Raw genomic sequence first — 19,908 nt, forward strand, 5'->3', positions numbered from 1 at the left:
GGCCCCGCCACCGGACCCTCCCGCTCAGGGAGGGTTCCGGCTTCCCCGCAAAGATCCTCATCTGCATAAACTGTCCGGCCGAAAGACAATCGGCCGGCCCCAGCAGGAAGCAGAGAAGCCAGCGTGACTTCAGCACCGGAAGCGATCCTCCTGGTGGGCGGCAAGGGCACGAGGCTGCGCCCCCTCACGGTCAACACCCCCAAGCCGATGGTCCCTGCGGCGGGTGTGCCCTTCCTCGCGCACCAGCTGGCCAGGGCCAGGGCCGCCGGTGTCGAGCACATCGTGCTCGCGACCTCGTACCTCGCCGAGGTCTTCGAGCCGTACTTCGGGGACGGCTCCGCGCTCGGCCTGCGCATCGACTACGTCACCGAACGCGAGCCGCTCGGCACCGGTGGCGCGATCCGCAACGTCGCCTCCCGGCTGGAGTCGGGGCCGGACGACCCCGTCCTGATCTTCAACGGCGACATCCTCACCGGACTCGACATCGGCGCCCTCGTCGCCACCCACGTCACGACGGGGGCCGACGTCTCGCTCCACCTCAGCCGCGTCGACGACCCGCGCGCCTTCGGCCTCGTGCCCACCGACGGCTCCGGCCGCGTCCTCGCCTTCCTGGAGAAGCCGCAGACGCCCGAGGAGATCGTCACGGACCAGATCAACGCGGGCGCCTACGTCTTCCGCCGCCGCGTCATCGACTCCATCCCCACCGGGCGCCCCGTCTCCGTCGAACGCGAGACCTTCCCCGGGCTCCTCGCGACCGGCGCCCACCTCCAGGGCATGGTCGACTCCACGTACTGGCTCGACCTCGGCACCCCGCAGGCCTTCGTACGGGGCTCCGCCGACCTCGTACTCGGCCACGCCCCCTCGCCCGCGGTGCCCGGCCGCTGCGGCGAACACCTCGTCCTGCCCACGGCCGAGGTCGCCGAGGACGCCAAGCTCACGGGCGGCACGGTGGTCGGCGAGGGCGCGGTGATCGGCGAGGGCGCGCGCGTCAGCGGCTCCACGGTCCTGGACGGCGCGGTGATCGCGCCGGGAGCGGTCGTCACGGACTCGCTTGTGGGGGTGGCCGCCAGGGTGGGGCGGCGGACCGTTCTCGACGGCGCTGTCATCGGGGACGGCGCCGTGGTCGGGGCGGACAACGAACTCAGGCAGGGCGTGCGGGTGTGGTGCGAGGCCGTCCTGCCGGACGGCGCGGTGCGGTTCTCCTCGGACCAGTGACCGCGGGTTCCCCCGCTCGTCGACCACCGGAGGGGCCCGGTGGCGTCGTGCCGTAGCCTCGATGCGTGGCCGGCCGTTTCCCCCTCCGTATCCCCGCACCCTCGGGTGCCCCCCGGCCACACGCTCCCCACAGCCGCGAGTGGGCCCCCGACGGCCCGCTGAGCCTCCCGCAGGTACTCGGCTGCCTCCGCAGAGGCCCCGGCGACCCCGCTTTCCGCGTCGACGCGAGCGGGGCCTTCTGGCGCGCGAGCCGTACGCCCGAAGGCCCGGCCACGCTCCGCGTCACCGCCGCGGGGGACACCGTCCGCGGCGACGCCTGGGGGCCGGGCGCCGAGTGGTTCATCGACCGGCTGCCCGCGCTGCTCGGCTCCGGCGACCGCCCCGAGGGGTTCGCGCCGCGGCACCGGCTCGTCGCCGAGGGACACCGGCGGGCGCCGGGGCTGCGGCTCACGCGCACCGGGCTCGTCCTCGAATCGCTCATCCCCTCCGTCCTGGAGCAGAAGGTCACCGCCGACGAGGCGTACCGGGCCTGGCGGCGCCTGCTCACGCGCTTCGGCGAGCCCGCGCCAGGGCCCGCGCCCGCCGGGATGGCCGTACCGCTCGCCCCTCGCGACTGGGCGCTCGTCCCCTCCTGGGAGTGGCACCGCGCGGGCGTGGACAACAAGCGCGCGTCGACGATCCTGCGGGCGGTGCGGGTCGCCGAGCGCATGGAGGAGGCGGCGGCGATGACGCCCGCCGACGCCCGTACCCGCCTGGAGAAGATCCCGGGGATCGGCCCCTGGACCTCCGCCGAGGTCGTCCAGCGCACACACGGCGCGCCCGACGAGGTCACGACGGGCGACCTGCACCTGCCGCGCATCGTCGGCTGGTCACTCGCGGGGGAGCGGGACGCCGACGACGCCCGCATGCTCGAACTGCTCGCCCCCTACGAGGGCCACCGCCACCGCGCCGTCCGCTACCTCCTCACGGTCGGCTCCGTCCCGCCCCGCCGCGCCCCGAAGATGCGCAGGACGGACATCGCGCGCTGGTAGCCGCTCCGGGTCAGCGGACGGTCAGGAAGTCCTCCGGGTCCCGGCCCGCCCTCGGCGCGGGCACCTCCTCGGGGTGCCCGATGGCGACGGCCCCCATCGGGTCCCAGCCCTCCGGCAGCTTCAGCACCTCGCGCACCACGTCGCGGCAGAACATCGTCGACGACACCCACGCCGAGCCGAGCCGTTCACCGGCCAGCGCCACGAGGAAGTTCTGCACCCCCGCGCCCGTCGCCACGACGAACATCTCCCGCTCGGCCGCGTCGCGCCGCACGTCGCCGTAGTGGTGCGCGCCGTCGGTCACGAGGCACGGGACGGCGAGGTACGGGGCCTTGCGCAGCACGTCGCCGCGCCGCACGCGCTTCGCGATCGACTCCTCGCTCTTTCCATCGCGCCGCAGGTCCGCGATCCACGCCTCGCGCATCGCGTCGAGCAGACCGGTGCGCGCCGACTCCGACTCCAGGAGGACGAAGCGCCACGGCGTCGTGTGGTGCGGCGCGGGCGCGGTGACGGCGGCGGCCACGGCCCTGCGCACGGCCCCGGGGTCGACGGGCTCGTCCGTGAAGGCCCGTACCGTGCGGCGCTGGGCGACCGCCTCGCGCACCGCCTCCGAGGTCCCGAGCCGGAACATGTCGTCGCGCGCGGCGCGCACGAGCGCCCGCGCGCCCTCGGCCTCGTCGGCGACCAGGTGCCCGAGGCCGCTCACGACAGCGACCGGGTATCCGCCCGCCTTGCCCTTGGCGAGGTCGCCCGCCGCCGCGATCTCGTCGGCGAGCGCGACGACGGTCGCGCTGAGCGGGTTGCCGTGCGCGTCCGTGCCGCCGCGCAGGTCGTCGACGACCCGCACGCCCGCCGCGCCGATCGCGACGTCGGTGAGCCCGGCGCGCCACGGCCGCCCGAAGGTGTCCGTGACGAGCACGCCGACCCGCACGCCGAGCGCGGCGCGCAGCCCCTCGCGGACGCGCGCGGCGGAGGCGTCGGGGTCCTCGGGCAGGAGGAGCACGGTCCCGGGCGCCGTGTTCGACGCGTCGACCCCGGCGGCCGCCATGACGAGGCCCTGCCTGTTCTCGACGATGCGCAGCGGGCCGCGCCTGGCCACGACCCGCACGGTCTCCGCGTCGATCGCCTCCTCGCGCGAGTCGGCGGCCATGATCCGCCCCTCGGCCTTGGAGACGATCTTCGAGGTGACGACGACGAGGTCCCCGTCCACGAGCCCCGGCCGCGCGGCCGCGATGAGCGCGGCGATGTCGTCGCCCGCGGCGACCTCGGGGATGCCGGGCAGCGCCCGTACGGAGAAGGACGGCGCGGGGGTGGCGCTCACGCCCGTACCTCCTCGGCGAGGTCGAGCGCCGCGCGTGCCATGCGCGCGCTCGCGTCGATGTCCGTCATGAGCAGCGGTACGGCGCGGCAGCGGATGCCCTCCGCCTCGACGCGCGCGACGGCCGCCTCGTCCACGGTGTCGACGAGCCAGCCGTCGAGCAGCCCCGCGCCGTAGTGCTCGGCGACGGCGGCCGCGTGCGACTCGACGCCGACGGCGGCGAGGACCTTGTCGGCCATGCCGCGCACGGGCGCGTCCCCGATGATCGGCGAGAGCCCGACGACGGGCACGCCCGCCTCGGCGATCGCCTCCCTGATGCCGGGCACGGCGAGGATCGTGCCGATCGAGACGACCGGGTTGGACGGCGGGAAGAGGATGACGTCGGCCTGCCCGATCGCCTCCAGGACACCCGGCGCGGGCTTCGCCTGCTCGGCCCCGACGGGCACGACGGCGAGCGCGGGCACGGAGGCCCGCAGGCGGACCCAGTACTCCTGGAAGTGGACGGCCTTGCGCTCGCCGTCCACCTCGACGGCGACGTGCGTCTCGACGCGGTCGTCCGACATGGGCAGGAGCCGCACGCCGGGCTGCCAGCGTTCGCACAGGGCCTCGGTGACGGCGCTCAGCGGGTAACCGGCCGCGAGCATCTGCGTGCGCACGATGTGCGTCGCGAAGTCCCTGTCACCGAGCCCGAACCAGTCGGGCCCGACGCCGTACGCGGCGAGTTCCTCCTTCACCCGGAAGGATTCCTCGCTGCGCCCCCAGCCCTGCTCCTCGTTGATGCCGCCGCCGAGCGTGTACATGACGGTGTCGAGGTCCGGGCACACCTTCAGCCCGAACAAGTGGATGTCGTCCCCGGTGTTGCCGACGACGGTGATGTCCGTGCCCTCGGGTACGGCCTGCTGAAGGCCCCGCAGGAATCGGGCGCCGCCGATGCCGCCGGCCAGAACCACAATGCGCATGGGGACAGTCTCTCGCAGGCCGGGCGCGGGGGGATTCAGGGGGCGGTACGGGCGGACGGGCGCCGCTCCTGCGGGGGGTCAGGCGTGCGCCGCCGCGCAGCGCGCCGCGCGCCGCCGCTCGTCCCCGGTGTGCATCGGCATCTCGGTCAGGCCCGGGTAGTAGACGTGCAGGCTCACGGCGGGTTCGAGCGCGTCGTTGACGACCTCGTGGACGTAGCCGGGCGCGAAGACGCGCTGCGCGCCGGGCGCCAGGCGGCGTTCCGCGCGCGGGGTGCGTTCGGTCAACTCCCCGTCGAGAACGGTCAGTACGCCGCTGGACGGGCCGTGGTCGTGGAGCCCGCTGCCCTGCCCGGGCAGCCAGGACAGGAGCCACACCTCATAGCCGGGCCCGGTGCGCAGCCGGTGGTACCAGCGGGCCGTGGCGTCGAAGCGGACGAGGGGGCGCCACTCCTCGTGCGCGGCGGCGAGGGTGCGGGCGAGCCCGGCGAACTCGGCGACGGTGAGCGGGTGGGGGCGCGGGGGCTGGAGCAGGTGCGGGACCTCCAGGAGGTCGCCGGCGATCTGGAGGTCGCTGTCGTCGTTCATGGGGAGGCGTTCTTCCTCGGGGTACGGGCCGCTGGAGGGCCGCGAGGGAGGTACGGGGGCGGGGCGCCGTCCGTGCGGCGGGGTGGGGCCGGGCGGGGGTGGGCGCGGGGCGCCCGCGCGGACCGGAAGGGTGCGGTCGGCGGCGCGGGGCGGTGGGGAACGGCGCTCAGGCGGCGGCGTTCACGCGGCGGCGCGGCTCGGTCGGTACGAGGCGGCGCGGCTCAGGCGGTACACGGGGCGGCGGTACACAGCACGCCGGGCGCCGTACGCGGACACGCGCACGCGGATGCGCTGCGGGAGCGGATCATCCGGGCGGAGGCGTAAGACGCGAACATGCCCACAAGGCAAGCGGTTCACACCTGAGATGTCAACTGAGGTCGGGGGCCCGCCGAGTGATTCACCCCTTCGGGTTGCCCGCAGTGCTGAAAGGTTTGTGCACCTCGTTTACGGGACACATGGGGCAGCAGTCCCTCCGCGGGGCGTCGTTGCCTGCTCGTGACCTCTCTGTGATCAGGCTCGCAGAACGGGCCCTCCGCGGAACGGGCGCGGACGCGGTGACGTCTCCTCGGTTGTCGGTGACCGTGGCGGGGTCCGTGCGGAAGCGGTGCAGAGAGTGTGGCGGGGTTTAGGCCGATTTGAACACTTTCCGCACCCCCTTGGTTCCGCAGAGTGAATAAGGGGCTCAATAGCAGATCCCGGCTTGACTGCCTCGGATCGGCACACTTGTAATTTCACTCGTGTCGTTTGGTCGCCATCGGTAACGGCGGCATCACGGGGATGTAAAGACAGACGAGGGGCGCAGATGACCGAGCTGTTTCAGGAACTGCTGGTCGGCGACGCGTTGGACGCCGAGGAGGAACTGGGCTGGCAGGAGCGCGCGCTGTGCGCGCAGACCGATCCCGAATCCTTCTTCCCCGAGAAGGGCGGCTCCACGCGAGAGGCGAAGAAGGTCTGCCTCGCCTGCGAGGTCCGCTCCGAGTGCCTGGAGTACGCCCTCGCCAACGACGAGCGCTTCGGGATCTGGGGCGGGCTGTCGGAGCGGGAGCGGCGCCGGCTGAAGAAGGCGGCGGTCTGACCGGACCGCCGGGCGGCCCGCCAAGGACCGCCCTCGCGAACGCACGGGCTCGCGCAAGCGGGCCCGTTCCGCATGCCGGGCCCACGGGCGAACACCCCGCCCCTTCCTCCGCCCTCGCCCCGGCCCTTCCCTCCGCCCCCCTCGCCTCTGCCCCCTCGTCCTCTCCCTCGCCCCCGCCCCCGCCCCCATGAGGATTCGCCCCGACACACCCGCACATAGGTCGATATGACGATCGGTTCGTCGCACCCCGCCTGTGGACAGGCGGCCGAGGCGTCACCCCCGTAACGGCTAGTGTGGGGCCCCGTCCGAGACACCCCCACTTCCCCACGGAGTGGCGAGGGGTCCACCGCAGTCCACCGAACCGGGGCCCGTACCTCGATGTCCGTGCACAATCACCCGGCAGACTTCGCCGCCAGCCCCGGTTACGGGGACAGCACCGCTGCCCCCGCGCGCTGGGCCGCGGTCGACCCGAGCCGTCCACCCGAGTTCCCGCGCCACGTCGTCACGGCGGTGCTCGTCGCCCACGACGGCGCCCGCTGGCTGCCCGAGGCCCTCGCGGGGCTCGCCGCCCAGGAGCGCCCCGTGCAGAACGCGGTCGCCGCCGACACCGGCAGCGCCGACGACTCCGCGCGCCTGCTGGGCGAGACGCTCGGCGACCCCTGCGTGCTCCACCTCGCCCGCCGCTCCGGCTTCGGCGCGGCCGTCGACGAGGCGAGCCGCATCGCGCCCCCGCTCGGCCCCGAAGAACTCCCGTACCTCAAGCGCCCCAGCGGCTGGGACCCCGTCAGCCGGACGTGGCGCGACGAGACCTACGACCTCCCCGAGCTGCCCCACGGCGAGCCCGTGCAGTGGCTGTGGCTCCTGCACGACGACTGCGCCCCCACGCCCACCGCGCTCGCCGAACTCCTGCGCGCGGTCGAGAGCGAGGCGGAGGTGGGCAACGACGTCGCGATCGTCGGGCCCAAGCTGCGCGGCTGGTACGACCGCCGCCAGCTCCTCGAAGTGGGTGTCTCGATCGCGCCCAGCGGCCGCCGCTGGACCGGCATCGACCGCCGCGAGCAGGACCAGGGCCAGCACGACTCGGTCCGCCCCGTCCTCTCCGTCTCCACCGCCGGGATGCTCATCCGCCGCGACGTGTACGAGGAGCTGGGCGGCCTCGACCGCGGCCTGCCCCTCATGCGCGACGACGTCGACCTGTGCTGGCGCGCCAACGCGGCGGGCCACCGCGTGCTGATCGCCCCCGGCGCCGTCGTCCGGCACGCCGAGGCCGCCTCGCGCGAGCGCCGTACCGTCGACTGCGTCGGCCGCACGGCGAGCAGCCCGCACCGCGTCGACAAGGCAGGAGCGGTCCGCACCCTCCTCGTCAACACCCGCGCCGCCGCGCTGCCCTGGACCGCCTTCCGCATCCTCCTCGGCACCGTCCTGCGCACCCTCGCCTACCTCGTCGGCAAGACCCCGGGCCAGGCCGTCGACGAGATCACCGGGCTCCTGTCCGTCCTGCTGCGCCCCGGCCGCCTCCTCAAGGCCCGCCGCGCGCGCGGCCGGTCCGCCGTCGAGCCCGCCGAACTGCGCCCCCTCTTCCCGCCACCCGGCGCGACCCTGCGCCTCACCGTCGAACAGATCGCGGGCTCACTCGCCGGGCGCACCGCGCAGGAGGAGAGCAGCGGCGGGCGGCACGGTGTCGTCGAGTCCGGCCCCGGCGGGGACGACGCCGACTACATGGAGGTCGAGCAGTTCGCCCGGATCAAGCGGCTCAGCCGCAAGCCGGGCCCCGTGCTCTTCGCCGTCCTCCTCCTCTTCGCGCTCATCGCCTGCCGGAACCTGCTCGGCACGGGCTCGCTCATGGGTGGCGCGCTGCTGCCCGCGCCGGAGCGCGCGGGCGAGCTGTGGTCCTCGTACATCGACGCCTGGCACGCGGTGGGCGCGGGCTCGACGGAGTCCGCGCCGCCCTACCTCGCGCTCGTCGCGAGCCTCGCGACGCTCTTCCTCGGCTCCACGTCGACCGCGATGACCGTGCTCCTCGTGTGCTCGGTGCCGCTCGCGGGCGTCACCGCGTACTTCGCGACCCGGCCGCTCGTCGAGTCGCGCCTCCTGCGCGCGTGGGCCGCCATCGCGTACGCCTTCCTGCCCGCCACGACCGGGGCGCTCGCGGACGGCCGCATCGGCACCGCGCTGCTCGCCGTGCTCCTGCCGCTCATGGCCCGCGCCGCGCTCTCCGCGGGCGGGTTCCTCGGCAGGCGCGGTACGTGGCGAGCCGCCTGGGCGCTCGCGCTGCTCCTCACGCTCACGACGGCCTTCACGCCCGTCGTGTGGCTCTTCGCGCTCGTACTCGGCGCCCTCGTGCTCGCCGTGCGCCGCACCGAGCTGCCCGCCTACGGGCCCCGGCTCATCGCCGTGCTCCTCACGCCGCTGCTCCTCCTGGCGCCCTGGTCGCTCACGCTCTTCTCCGGCGGGCGGCTGCTCGGCGAGGCGGGGCTCGACGACCGTGCGGGCACCGCGAGCGCGACGGACCTGCTCGGCATGAGCCCGGGCGGCCCCGGCACGATGACCGGGCTGCTCCTCATCGGCATCGTCCTCGCCGCGCTCGGCGCCCTCCTGCGCACCGAGCGCCGCACCGCCGTGCTCACCGCGTGGAGCGTCGCCCTCGTCGGCCTCGCCCTCGCCGTGCTCACCAACCGCGACGGCTGGGCGGGCCCGGCGACCCTCGTGCAGGGCGCGGGCCTGCTCGGCGCCGCGCTCATCGGCGCACAGGGCGCCCGCTTCCGCGTCGCCGAGCAGAGCTTCGGCTGGCGCCAGCCGCTCGCCGCGCTCGTCGGCATCGCCGCCGCGCTCGGCCCGCTCGCCGCCGCGCTCGGCTGGATGGCCGCGGGCGCCGACGGCCCCCTGGAGCGCCGCTCCCCGGCCCAGGTGCCCGCCTTCGTCGCCGCCGACAGCGGTACGCAGGACCGCGCCCGCACCCTCGTGCTCGACGGCGACAGCGCCTCCGAGGTCCGCTACTTCCTCATCCGCGGCGCGGGCAACCACCTCGGCGACGCCGAGCAGTTCGCCGCCGCGGGACCCAACGCCGCGCTCGGCGAGACCGTGGGCCGCCTCGTCGCCGGCTCGGGCGCCGACCAGGCCGGGCAGCTCGGCTCGTACGCGATCCGCTACGTCCTGCTCCGCGAGGGCCGCTCGTCGAGCGCGATGGGCCGCGTGCTCGACGCGACGCCCGGGCTCATGCGCGTCAGCAGGCAGGACGGGCTCGCGCTGTGGCGCGTGGACCGCGAGGTCGCGCGCGTCATGCTCACCGACAAGCAGCGGCCGCCGAAACCCGTCGCGGCCGGGCCCGTCGACGTCCACACCCGCATCCCTGCGGGGGCCGAGGGCCGCGTCCTGCGTCTCGCCGACAGCGCCGACCCGGGCTGGACCGCGCGCCTCGACGGCAAGCCGCTCAGCCGTACGACGGTGGACGGCTGGGCGCAGGGCTTCACGCTCCCCGCGAGCGGCGGGCACCTCGACGTCACCTACGACCAGCCCTTCACGCGCACCCTGTGGGTCGGCGCGCAGGGCCTGCTCGGCCTCGTCCTCGTCGTCCTCGCCCTCCCGGGCCGCCGCCGCGACATCGACGACGACCTGCCGGACGAGGAGATCGCCGTGCCCGCGCAGCCCGTCGACGGCGAGGGCCGCCGCGCCCGGCGCCTGCGCGCGGCCGCCGAGGCCGATGCCCAGGAGGAGCAGGGCGTCGAGGCCGCGCGGGACCCGGCGGCCGTCCCCGCCTACGCGGGCACGGCCGAGTACGACCCGTACGGGTACGGCTCGGGCGGCGGGTACGACGGCTACGGGAACGGCGGCGGGTACGAGAACGCGGAAGCGGCCTCGTACGGGCGGCAGGACGCCCAGGACCCGCCGTACGGGCCGAACGACGACGGCAACGGCCCCGACACCGGGCAGCTCCCCCCGTACGATCCGAGCGGCCCGGACACGGGGCAGTTCCCGCCGTACGATCCGAGCGGCCCGGACACGGGGCAGCTTCCCCCGTACGACCCGAGCGGCCCCGACACCGGGCAGTTCCCGCCGTACCAGGGGCAGGGGCAGGGGCAGGACTACGGCTACGGCTACCCGCCCGCGCGGGACGGGGACGGCTACGCGCGGGACGGCGGCTACGACAGCCCGTACCCACCCCCGCAGCCGTACCAGCAGCAGCCCTACGAGGACGAGACCGGCCCCTACGGTCCGCAGCCGGGCCGTGACGGGCGCGAGCACGGGAGCGACCAGTGAACCGCAGCACGATGTCCCTGCTCGGCGCCGTCGGCGCGCTCGCCGTCCTCACCGGCGTCGCGACCGCGACGGCGCCCGGCTCCGGTACGGAGGCGAAGCCCGCGCGGGCCGCCGCGCAGCCCGTCCAGCGGTCGAGCCTGCTGTGCCCGGCGCCGGGCGACTCGGCGCTCGCCGAGACCACGTACACGTCCTACACGCCGACGACGAGCGGCACGAGCGGCGGCGGCGAGGCGGTTCTGCGGCCCTCGCCCACCGAGGTGCGCGACGGCAAGAACGCCGAGCAGGCGCCGAAGGCGGGCAAGCCGCTGCTCACGGCGAAGAAGCAGGGCACCCCGGTGACCGAGGAACCCGACTCGTCGAAGACGCCCTCGCTCGTCGGCGAGGCCAGTGGGCCGCTCGCGCCCGGGTGGACCGTGCAGCAGACGACCCTCGTCGACGCGGGCGGCGACCGCGCGCTGCGCGGGATCTCCTGCGGCGCGCCGGACACGGATTTCTGGCTGCCCGGCGTGAGCACGGCGAAGGACCGCTCCGACTACGTGCACCTGACCAACCCCGACGACACCGCCGCCGTCGTGGACATCGCGCTGTACGGGCCGAAGGGCGAGCTGAAGTCCGAGGTCGGCGAGGGCATCCAGATCCCGCCGCTCTCGACCGTGCCCGTCCTGCTCTCGACGCTCAGCGGCTCCCCCGAGAGCGACCTCACCGCGCACGTCACCGCGACCACGGGCCGGATCGCGGCGGCCGTGGACGCGAGCACGCAGGACGCGGGCGGCGACTGGCTCGTCCCCGCCACCGACCCGGCCGCGCGGCTCGTGCTCCCCGGCATCCCCGGGGACGCCACGAAGCTCCGGCTCGTCGCCTTCGCGCCCGGCTCCGACGACGCGAGCCTGAAGGTGCAGTTCGCGCAGAAGACGAGCACGATCGTCCCGGCCGGGCACGAGAACCTGCTGGTCAAGTCCGGGATGACCGCCTCGCTCGACCTCGACGGCATCACACACGGCGAACCGGGCAGCCTCGTGCTGAGCCCCGAGGACCCCAAGGCGGCGACCCCGGTCGTCGCCGCGCTCGCCGTCACGCGCGGCAAGGGCGCGAACCAGGAGACGGCCTTCATCCCCGCGACGTCCCCCGTCGGCCAGCGCGCCTCGGTCACGGGCAACACGGGCAAGAGCGTCCGGCTGACCCTCTCCGCGCCCGAGGCCGCGGCCAAGGTCGAGGTCACGACCTCGGCGGGCACGAAGGGCGGCAGCCCGGCCACGAAGACGTACACCGTCGCCAAGGCCACCTCGCAGGCGCTCGACATCACGCCAGGCAAGGGCACGAAGGGCGAGTGGTCCCTGACCCTCACCCCCCGGCAGGGCAGCGGCCCCGTCCACGCCACCCGCCAGCTGACGGCCGAGTCCGACTCGGGCACGTCCCTCTTCACCATCCAGCCCCTGGAGGACGACAAGGGCATGGTCCGGGTACCGAGAACGGTGGAGGACCTGCGCGTGACGGAGGACTGAGGGGGCGGGGCGGGGGAGCGGAGCCAGCGAACGGGGGCCCTGCGGGGACGTCCCCGCGGCGCCCTGTCGCGCGGCCCACGACGCTACGGGGGCGTCCCCGGGCTCGCCCTGTCGCGGCCCACGCGGTCCCGCCGCTCGGGGCACGTCCACCGGCCCGCCCGGGGGCCCGCCCCTCACTCCTCCCCGTACCTCGGGTCCACCGATTCCGGGGTGAGGCCGAGCAGCTCGGCGACCTGTTCGACGACGACCTCGTGGACGAGGAGGGCGCGCTCCTCGCGGCCCTTGCTGCGGATCTCGACCGGGCGGCGGTAGACGACGACGACCGGCGGGCGGCCGTCCTTCGCGCTCACCGCGGTGCCGAGCGGGACCGGCTCGTCCTGCCAGGATTCGGGACCGGCCCCGGGGACGTCCAGGACCATGAAATCGACGTCGGCGAGCTGCGGCCAGCGGCGTTCGAGGCGGTCCACCGAGTCCTGGACGAGGTCGGCGAAGCTCTCCGCCCTGCTCGCCGAGATCGGCACCTGCGGCGGCGCGACGGGACCGCGCATCCCCCGCCCGTGGCGATCACGGCGGCGCGGGCCCCGGGGGGCGGGCGAGGGCGGAAAAGAGCTGTCCATCACGCGTGAAGGGTAGTCCTCGGGGCCCGCCGAGAGGATGCGGCGGCACGCTCCGTGCGGGGGCGGTGACGCGGACGGGATGCGTAGGCGGGCCGGACGGGGCGGGTACCTGTGCTCCCCACCGGACCGTACGGGCCCGCCCCGCGCCCCGCGGCCGCGCTCCGGCGGCCGCCCCCGACACATGCGGCACACGTATGCGACAGGCGCATTCGGCATCCGTTTCCGGACACCCCTGGGGAGGTTTTTCGGACGCCCGGGCTTCTCGGGCACCCCGGTCCGCCGCGCGGGCCCCGCACCGCTCGCTGTCCGGACCGTACCGACTTCGGCGGACATACGACGACCGGTCTGCCCCCGAGCGGTGCCAAACGGGCACGAGCGGGGACCTGAAGGGGGTTTCCGTCCGTCTGCCCGGCTTGGGACGAAGCGGCGATTTCCGGCCACGACACGGCGCGTACCGGCTGATGGGCGTCGTCGCGGCCCGTTCAAGAGTGCGGTACCGTCCAGGACCGTGAGCCCTGTACGTCGTTGTTCTCGCACCGCGTGCGGCAGCCCTGCCGTCGCCACGCTGACGTACGTCTACGCCGACTCGACGGCCGTTCTCGGGCCTCTCGCCACCTACGCCGAACCGCACTGCTACGACCTGTGCGCCGAGCACTCGGAACGGCTCACCGCGCCGCGCGGCTGGGAGGTCGTCCGCCTCGCCGACGCCTCCGCGCCCCCGCGCCCCTCCGGCGACGACCTCGAAGCGCTCGCCAACGCGGTCCGCGAGGCCGCCCGCCCCCAGGACCGCCCCGCCGAACGCGAGGCACCGCGCGCCGCCGACCCGATGGAGGTCGCCCGCAGGGGCCACCTCCGCATCCTCCGCTCCCCGGACAACTGACCCGCGCCGGACCATGCGCGCCGGAGCACGCGCGCCGCACCACCCGGGCGGAGCCCCCCGCCCCCCGCCCCCCCGAGCCACCCGGCCTGAACCGCCTCCGCCTCCCCGCCGTGCCTCCCTGTAGCCCCGCCGTGCCCCGGCCCCCGGCTCAAGGAGGACCCACGTGTACGTCCAGGACCTGCGGCCCGTAGCCGACTCGCTCGGCCTCTCCGCCCTTGTCGCCGCTCTCCCCCTTCTCGCCGTGCTCGTGCTGCTCGGCGTCGTCCGGATGAAAGCGCACATCGCCGGGCTCATCGGGCTGCTCGCCGCCGCCGTCGTCGCGGTCGCCGCGTACGGGATGCCCGTCGGGCAGACGCTCTCCAGCGCCGCCCAAGGCGCGCTTTTCGGTCTTTTCCCGATCATGTGGATCGTCGTCAACGCGCTGTGGGTGTACCGGATGACGGTCCGCACGCGGCACTTCGACGTGCTGCGCCGCTCCTTCGGACGGCTCTCCGACGACCCGCGCATCCAGGCGCTCGTCATCGCCTTCTGCTTCGGCGCGCTCCTCGAAGCGCTCGCCGGTTTCGGCGCGCCCGTCGCGATCTGCTCGGTCATGCTCGTCGCGCTCGGCTTCGACCCGGTGCGCGCCGCCGTCGTCGCGCTCGTCGCCAACACCGCGCCCGTCGCCTTCGGCGCGATGGGCACGCCGGTCGTGACCCTCGCCAACGTCACGGGCGTCCCGCTCGACGACGTCGCCTCGGTCGTGGGCCGCCAGACCCCGCTGCTCGCCGTCGTCGTACCGCTCCTGCTCGTCGTGCTCGTCGACGGGCGGCGCGGCCTGCGCGAGACGTGGGTGCCCGCGCTCGCCTGCGGACTCGGCTTCGGCATCGCGCAGTTCGCCGCGTCGAACTTCCTCACCGTCCAGCTCGCCGACATCATCGCGGCGCTCGTCGGCGCCGCCGTCCTGGTCGCGCTGCCCACCGCGCGCAGGCCGGCCGCCGAGGACGTACGGGCCTCGGTCCTCACCGGTGCCCGCTCGGCCGACCTCGACCAGGCCGACCCGCGCCCCGACGTCGTCCGCGCCTACGCCCCGTACGCCCTCATCGTCGCCGTGTTCTCGATCGCGCAGATACCCCCGGTCAAGGACCTCTTCGACCGCGCGACCCGCGTCTTCGACTGGCCGTTCCTCGACGTCGCGAACCCGGCGGGCAAGGCCGTATCGGCGAACGTCTTCTCGCTGCCGCTCGTCTCCACGGGCGGCACGCTCGTCCTCGTCGCCGGGGTGCTCACCGCCGTCGTGCTGCGGGTGCGCGCCGGCGCGGTGGTACGCGAATGGGGCGCCACGGTCCACGAGTTGAGGTACGCGATCCTCACCGTCGTCTCCGTACTCGCCCTCGCCTATGTCATGAACCTGTCCGGGCAGGCGGCGACCATCGGCTACTTCGTGGCCGCCGCCGGGGCCGGACTCGCCTTCCTCTCGCCCGTGCTCGGCTGGTTCGGCGTCGCCGTCACCGGGTCCGACACCTCGGCGAACGCCCTCTTCGGCGCACTCCAGGTCACCGCGGCGGGTGAATCCGGGCTCTCGCCCCAACTCCTGGCCGCCGCCAACTCCTCAGGGGGAGTCCTCGGCAAGATGATCTCCCCGCAGAACCTCACGATCGCCTGCGCCGCCGTCGGGCTCGCGGGGCGCGAGGGCGACCTGCTGCGGCGCGTCCTGCCCTGGAGCCTCGGCCTGCTGCTGGTCATGTGCCTCATCGTCGTCGGGCAGAGCACGGTCCTGGAGTGGATGCTTCCTTGAGCGGATGCCCCCTTGAGGCCGTGCCCCGGAGGAGGACAGCGGCCGCCCCACCGTCCCGGCAGGCCGGGGCGGGCGAGACGGCCTCGACCGGGGCGGCAGGCCCCTTCGGGCGCCGTGGCGATCACGTCCTCGTACCTCCCCGTGACGGGTGACGGGCCGTGAGCGGTGTCACCGCCTCCGGGACTCGCCGCGCGCCGCGAAAGGCTGTGGCGGCCCGGGGACGGCCGTCCGTGGCCGTGGGGCGGGGGCGTGGCCGGGTAGGTTGTGGTGCGTACCGGAGCGACCGCGTACCTGCCCGGGGGACCGGCGGACGGTGGGCGCGGGGCCGGCAATCGGGAACCAGGCATCGGGAGGCAGGCTGTGGCCGATCTGTCGCAGATCGTGAAGGCGTACGACATCCGCGGGACCGTCCCCGGGCAGTGGGACGAACACCTCGCCGAGCTGTTCGGCGCCGCCTTCGCCGAGGTGACGGGCGCCGAAGCGCTCGTCGTCGGACACGACATGCGGCCCTCGTCGCCGGGGCTCGCCGCCGCCTTCGGCGCGGGCGCGCGCGGGCGCGGCGCCTCCGTCACCGCGATCGGGCTCTGCTCGACCGACCAGCTCTACTACGCGTCGGGCGCGCTCCACCTGCCCGGCGCGATGTTCACCGCCTCGCACAACCCGGCCCAGTACAACGGCATCAAGCTGTGCCGCGCGGGCGCCGCGCCCGTCGGGCAGGACACCGGGCTCGCCGACGTCCGCGCCCTCGTCGAGAGCTGGATGGAGGAGGGCGCGCCCGCCCCCGTGGCCCGTACCGGCACGCTGTCCACGCGGGACACGCTGGGCGACTACGCGCGCCACCTGCGCACCCTCGTCGACCTCGGCTCCCTCCGCCCCCTCAAGGTCGTCGTCGACGCGGGCAACGGCATGGGGGGCCACACCGTGCCCACCGTCCTCGCGGGGCTCCCGCTCGACCTCGTGCCGATGTACTTCGAGCTGGACGGCTCCTTCCCCAACCACGAGGCCAATCCGCTGGACCCGGCGAACCTCGTGGACCTCCAGGACCGGGTACGGGCCGAGCACGCCGACATCGGGCTCGCCTTCGACGGCGACGCCGACCGCTGCTTCGTCGTCGACGAGCGCGGCGCACCGGTCCCGCCGTCCGCGATCACCGCGCTCGTCGCGGCCCGCGAACTCGCGCGCAACGGTGGCGAAGGCACCGTGATCCACAACCTGATCACCTCCTGGTCCGTCCCCGAGGTCGTCCGCGAGCACGGGGGCACCCCCGTGCGCACGCGCGTCGGGCACTCCTTCATCAAGGCCGAGATGGCGCGCACCGGCGCGATCTTCGGCGGCGAGCACTCGGCGCACTACTACTTCCGCGACTTCTGGAACGCCGATACGGGGATGCTCGCGGCCCTCCACGTCCTCGCCGCGCTCGGCGAGCAGCCGGGGCCGCTCTCGGCGCTGACCGCGCAGTACGACAGGTACGTGGGCTCCGGCGAGGTCAACTCGACGGTCGAGGACCAGGCCGGGGTGACCGCACGCGTCCGCGGGGCCTTCGCGTCCCCCGACGTCACGATCGACACCCTCGACGGCCTCACCGTCACCGCCGCCGACTGGTGGTTCAACCTCCGCCCCTCCAACACGGAGCCCCTGCTGCGGCTCAACGTGGAGGCCAGGGACGCGGGGACGATGGCGAAGGTACGGGACGAGGTGCTCGCACTCGTACGGGTCCCGTGACGCCGGCCCCGCGAGCGCCAGGCGTCCCTGTTCCTCCCGTTCGTCCAGCCCCTCCCGTTCCCCCGGCCGCTCACCGCCCGCCCTCGCCGCTCACCGCCCGCCCTCGCCGCTCACCGGCCGCGCCCGCCCGCGCCCGCCCGCGTCCGCCCCGTCCGCCCCCGACCCGGGCGGGCTAGGCTTGCGCCGTACCCGCCACCGCCCGCGAAAGGACCCCTCATGCCCCTCGAATCCGGCCTCCTGGAGATCCTCGCCTGCCCCGCCTGCCACTCCCCGCTGGAGGAGCGCACGACCGAGGACGCCGAGGAACTCGTCTGCACCGGCAGCGACTGCGGCCTGATCTACCCGGTCCGCGACAGCATCCCCGTGCTCCTCGTCGACGAGGCCCGCAAGCCGGCGTGACGAACGGGGCGCTCCCCTCGCACCCTCCCGCCGGACCAAGCCCGCACCCCGTCCGGCCCGTCCGGCGTCCGAGGGCCCGGCCCGGGGCGGAGCCCCGCGAGCGCCCGCCCCGGTGAGCGCGAGGCCCACGCCCCCGGCCCGCCACCCCCCGCCCCCGGACCCCGGAGTTGCCGCCATGCTCGACGATCTCCTGCTCGACGACCCCGCCGCGCTCGCGCAGGCGGACCCGTACGGACTCCTGCCGGGGGCCGCGGCGGCCGGAGCCCTGGTCCGCACCGCCCAGCGGCTCGCCGCCGAGGCCGGGCTCACCTCGCTCAAGCCCGAGGGACGGCCCCGCTCGATCCTGCTCGCGACCTCGGGGCCCGCCGCCGAGACCGCCGCCGACGTCACGCGCGCGCTCGCCGCCCCCGGCTGCCCCGTGGTCCGCCTCGCCCCCACGGGCGTCGCCGCGGCGCCCGGCGCCCTGCGCTGGGCGCTCCCCGGCTGGGCGGGCCCTGTCGACCTGCTGCTCATCGCCACACCCGACGGCTCCGAGCCCGGCCTGCGCCTCCTCGCCGAGCAGGCGTACCGGCGCGGCCTCACCGTCGTCGCCGTGCTGCCGCGCCGCAGCGCGCTCGGCGAGATCGTGGACGGCTCGCGCGGACTGCCGCTCCCGCTCGCGACCCCGCCCGAGCAGCAAGGCACGGTCTCGCCCTGGCCCTTCCTCGTCCCGCTGCTCGGCCTCCTGGACCGTACGGGCCTCGTCGCCGCCGACGAGGAGGCGATCCATCGCATCGCCGACCGTCTCGACGCGACCGCCGAGCGCTGCGGCCCCGTCACGCCGACCGGCGCGAACCCGGCCAAGTCCCTCGCACTCGAACTCGACGAGTCGCTGCCGCTCCTGTGGACCGAGGGCCCCGCCGCGGACGCCGTCGCGCGCCGCCTCGTACGGCTCCTCGCCGCCCGCGCCGGCCGCGCCGCGCTCACCGCGGCGCTCCCCGAGGCCCTCACCGCGCACGCGGCGCTGCTCAGCCGCCCCGCCGAGACGGACAGCGGCGACGACGACATCGACGACTTCTTCCGCGACCGCGTCGAGGACACCACGGGCCCGCGCCCCCGCCTCGTCCTGCTCCGCACCCGCACCCCCGAGGGCCTCACCGCGGGCCCCGCCGTGCGCGAACTCGCCCACGCCCACCGGGTCCCGCTCACCGAACTGGCCCTCCCCGAAGGCCAGGACCTCGACGTCCTGGCCGAACTCCTCGCCCTCACCGAGTACACGGCCGCCTACCTGTCCCTGGCGGGCCGGGGCTGAGCACAGCCCGGGGAAGGCGCGCGGACGGACCTGAGCAGGGGGAGCGCGGCAGGGCCCGTACGCTCGACACCGGCCGCCGACCTCCACCCGTCCGTCCGCCCGTTGAAGGAATCATGGACCGCCTCAGCAACACCATCCGCCCCTACGCCTGGGGCTCGCTCACCGCCATTCCCGAGCTTCTCGGCGTCGAGCCCAGCGGGGAACCGCAGGCCGAGATGTGGATCGGCGCGCACCCCGGGGCCCCCTCGCACCTCGACCGCGGGCAGGGCGGCACGGCGCTCTCCGCCGTCGTCGACGCCGACCCGGTACGCGAACTGGGTGCCCCCGCCGTCGAGAAGTTCGGCCCGCGCCTCCCCTTCCTCCTCAAGATCCTCGCCGCAGGATCGCCGCTCTCGCTCCAGGTCCACCCCGACCGCGCGCAGGCCGAGGCGGGTTTCGCCGACGAGGAGCGGCGCGGCGTGCCGATCGACGCGCCCGCGCGCAACTACAAGGACGCCAACCACAAGCCCGAACTCATCTGCGCGCTCACGCCCTTCGACGGCCTGTGCGGCTTCCGCGAGCCGACCGCGGCAGCGGCGCTCCTCGCCGGGCTCGACGTCGACAGCCTCAAGCCGTACGTGGACCTGCTGCGCGCCCACCCCGAGGAGGCCGCGCTGCGCGAGGTCCTCACCGCGATCCTCACCGCCGAGCCGCAGGCCGTGGCCGCGACCGTCGAGGAGACCGCGCTCGCCTGCGAGCGCGCGGGCGGCCCGTACGAGCCCTACGCGCGGATCGCCCGCGACTACCCGGGCGACCCCGGTGTCCTCGCGGCGATGCTCCTCAACTTCGTCCGCCTCCAGCCGGGTCAGGCCCTCTACCTCGGCGCAGGCGTCCCGCACGCCTACCTCAGCGGCCTCGGCGTCGAGATCATGGCCAACTCGGACAACGTCCTGCGCTGCGGTCTCACGCCCAAGCACGTCGACGTCCCCGAACTCCTGCGCGTCGTCCGCTTCGCCGCGACGGACCCCGGCGTCCAGCGCCCCGAGGCGGCGCCCGACGGCGAGGAGGTCTACGCGACCCCCATCGACGAGTTCCGCCTCTCGCGCTACGTCCTCGTCCCCGACGCCACGACCCCTGACCTCACCTCACCCGGCCCGCAGCTCCTCCTGTGCACGGCCGGGCAGGTCACGGCGGGCAGCGAGACGCTCCGCCCGGGCGAGGCGGTCTTCGTCCCCGCGGGTGAGCGCGTCACGGCGCGCGGCGACGGCACGCTGTTCCGCGCGGGGGTACGGGTCTGAGGCCGC

At 75.1% G+C, this 19,908-nt stretch carries 15 protein-coding genes; 11 read left to right on the forward strand and 4 right to left on the reverse strand.

From position 1 onward, the window contains the following. Nucleotides 1-123: 123 nt before the first annotated feature. Together ACQYWQ_RS19165 and ACQYWQ_RS19170 are read left to right on the forward strand one after the other, a co-directional pair. Nucleotides 124-1,215, forward strand: a complete 1,092-nt coding sequence (locus ACQYWQ_RS19165) for a sugar phosphate nucleotidyltransferase (RefSeq protein ID WP_431036125.1) — start codon at nt 124-126, stop codon at nt 1,213-1,215. Nucleotides 1,216-1,280: 65 nt separating this feature from the next. Further along, entirely contained in the window at nt 1,281-2,246 is a 966-nt protein-coding gene (locus ACQYWQ_RS19170) for a DNA-3-methyladenine glycosylase family protein (protein WP_431036127.1), read from the forward strand. A 10-nt stretch (nt 2,247-2,256) separates the two neighbouring features. Here the strand turns inward: ACQYWQ_RS19170 and ACQYWQ_RS19175 are convergent, their stop codons facing one another. The 3 genes from ACQYWQ_RS19175 to ACQYWQ_RS19185 all read right to left on the reverse strand — a co-directional run bounded on the left by ACQYWQ_RS19175 (nt 2,257) and on the right by ACQYWQ_RS19185 (nt 5,105). Beyond that, a complete protein-coding gene (locus ACQYWQ_RS19175; protein WP_431036128.1) occupies nt 2,257-3,564 on the reverse strand; it encodes a coenzyme F420-0:L-glutamate ligase in 1,308 nt (435 codons plus the stop codon). Then, nucleotides 3,561-4,520, reverse strand: a complete 960-nt coding sequence (gene cofD, locus ACQYWQ_RS19180) for a 2-phospho-L-lactate transferase (protein WP_431036129.1) — start codon at nt 4,518-4,520, stop codon at nt 3,561-3,563. Before cofD ends, ACQYWQ_RS19175 begins: the two co-directional genes overlap by 4 nt. Before the next feature lie 78 nt (nt 4,521-4,598). Continuing rightward, nucleotides 4,599-5,105, reverse strand: a complete 507-nt coding sequence (locus ACQYWQ_RS19185) for a cysteine dioxygenase (RefSeq protein ID WP_431036130.1) — start codon at nt 5,103-5,105, stop codon at nt 4,599-4,601. An 802-nt stretch (nt 5,106-5,907) separates the two neighbouring features. Here ACQYWQ_RS19185 and ACQYWQ_RS19190 point away from each other — a divergent pair. The 3 genes from ACQYWQ_RS19190 (at nt 5,908) to ACQYWQ_RS19200 (ending at nt 11,939) form a co-directional block, all read left to right on the forward strand. Next, nucleotides 5,908-6,180: a WhiB family transcriptional regulator gene (locus tag ACQYWQ_RS19190; protein ID WP_007822987.1), complete on the forward strand. Its 273-nt coding sequence runs from the start codon at nt 5,908-5,910 to the stop codon at nt 6,178-6,180. Between the two features lie 378 nt (nt 6,181-6,558). Continuing rightward, complete coding sequence (locus tag ACQYWQ_RS19195) at nt 6,559-10,437, forward strand: glycosyltransferase (RefSeq protein WP_431036133.1); 3,879 nt, start codon at nt 6,559-6,561, stop codon at nt 10,435-10,437. After that, on the forward strand, nt 10,434-11,939 hold the full coding sequence (locus tag ACQYWQ_RS19200; RefSeq protein ID WP_431036134.1) for a DUF5719 family protein: 1,506 nt from the start codon (nt 10,434-10,436) through the stop codon (nt 11,937-11,939). The genes ACQYWQ_RS19195 and ACQYWQ_RS19200 overlap by 4 nt, the downstream gene beginning before the upstream one ends. Nucleotides 11,940-12,112: 173 nt before the next feature. On the opposite strand, the gene ACQYWQ_RS19205 is transcribed toward ACQYWQ_RS19200, so the two are convergent. Further along, on the reverse strand, nt 12,113-12,556 hold the full coding sequence (locus tag ACQYWQ_RS19205) for a metallopeptidase family protein (protein ID WP_431039252.1): 444 nt from the start codon (nt 12,554-12,556) through the stop codon (nt 12,113-12,115). Nucleotides 12,557-13,064: 508 nt separating this feature from the next. Here ACQYWQ_RS19205 and ACQYWQ_RS19210 point away from each other — a divergent pair. The 6 genes from ACQYWQ_RS19210 to manA all read left to right on the forward strand — a co-directional run bounded on the left by ACQYWQ_RS19210 (nt 13,065) and on the right by manA (nt 19,902). Beyond that, nucleotides 13,065-13,436: a DUF3499 domain-containing protein gene (locus ACQYWQ_RS19210; protein WP_431036136.1), complete on the forward strand. Its 372-nt coding sequence runs from the start codon at nt 13,065-13,067 to the stop codon at nt 13,434-13,436. 163 nt (nt 13,437-13,599) lie between these two features. After that, nucleotides 13,600-15,213 carry an L-lactate permease gene (locus tag ACQYWQ_RS19215; protein ID WP_431036138.1) on the forward strand — a complete coding sequence of 538 codons (1,614 nt, stop codon included), beginning with the start codon at nt 13,600-13,602 and terminating at the stop codon, nt 15,211-15,213. 360 nt (nt 15,214-15,573) lie between these two features. After that, a complete protein-coding gene (locus ACQYWQ_RS19220; RefSeq protein ID WP_431036139.1) occupies nt 15,574-16,935 on the forward strand; it encodes a phosphomannomutase/phosphoglucomutase in 1,362 nt (453 codons plus the stop codon). A gap of 216 nt (nt 16,936-17,151) precedes the next feature. Continuing rightward, complete coding sequence (locus ACQYWQ_RS19225; protein ID WP_431036141.1) at nt 17,152-17,334, forward strand: Trm112 family protein; 183 nt, start codon at nt 17,152-17,154, stop codon at nt 17,332-17,334. A gap of 175 nt (nt 17,335-17,509) precedes the next feature. Further along, nucleotides 17,510-18,625 (forward strand): SIS domain-containing protein, encoded by a 1,116-nt coding sequence (locus ACQYWQ_RS19230; RefSeq protein ID WP_431036143.1) that lies wholly within the window; start codon nt 17,510-17,512, stop codon nt 18,623-18,625. 113 nt (nt 18,626-18,738) lie between these two features. Further along, a complete protein-coding gene (gene manA / locus ACQYWQ_RS19235; RefSeq protein ID WP_431036145.1) occupies nt 18,739-19,902 on the forward strand; it encodes a mannose-6-phosphate isomerase, class I in 1,164 nt (387 codons plus the stop codon). Nucleotides 19,903-19,908 lie beyond the last annotated feature (6 nt).

Origin of the sequence: Streptomyces sp. P6-2-1, assembly GCF_050613165.1 — a bacterium.
GTDB lineage: Bacteria > Actinomycetota > Actinomycetes > Streptomycetales > Streptomycetaceae > Streptomyces.

What these genes read in the sequence shown, in the direction of transcription:
- cofD (WP_431036129.1), bottom strand. Translation starts at nt 4,520, where the DNA reads ATGCGCATTGTGGTTCTGGCCGGCGGCATCGGCGGCGCCCGATTCCTG.
- ACQYWQ_RS19185 (WP_431036130.1), bottom strand. Translation starts at nt 5,105, where the DNA reads ATGAACGACGACAGCGACCTCCAGATCGCCGGCGACCTCCTGGAGGTC.
- ACQYWQ_RS19190 (WP_007822987.1), top strand. Translation starts at nt 5,908, where the DNA reads ATGACCGAGCTGTTTCAGGAACTGCTGGTCGGCGACGCGTTGGACGCC.
- ACQYWQ_RS19195 (WP_431036133.1), top strand. Translation starts at nt 6,559, where the DNA reads ATGTCCGTGCACAATCACCCGGCAGACTTCGCCGCCAGCCCCGGTTAC.
- ACQYWQ_RS19205 (WP_431039252.1), bottom strand. Translation starts at nt 12,556, where the DNA reads ATGGACAGCTCTTTTCCGCCCTCGCCCGCCCCCCGGGGCCCGCGCCGC.
- ACQYWQ_RS19225 (WP_431036141.1), top strand. Translation starts at nt 17,152, where the DNA reads ATGCCCCTCGAATCCGGCCTCCTGGAGATCCTCGCCTGCCCCGCCTGC.
- ACQYWQ_RS19230 (WP_431036143.1), top strand. Translation starts at nt 17,510, where the DNA reads ATGCTCGACGATCTCCTGCTCGACGACCCCGCCGCGCTCGCGCAGGCG.
- manA (WP_431036145.1), top strand. Translation starts at nt 18,739, where the DNA reads ATGGACCGCCTCAGCAACACCATCCGCCCCTACGCCTGGGGCTCGCTC.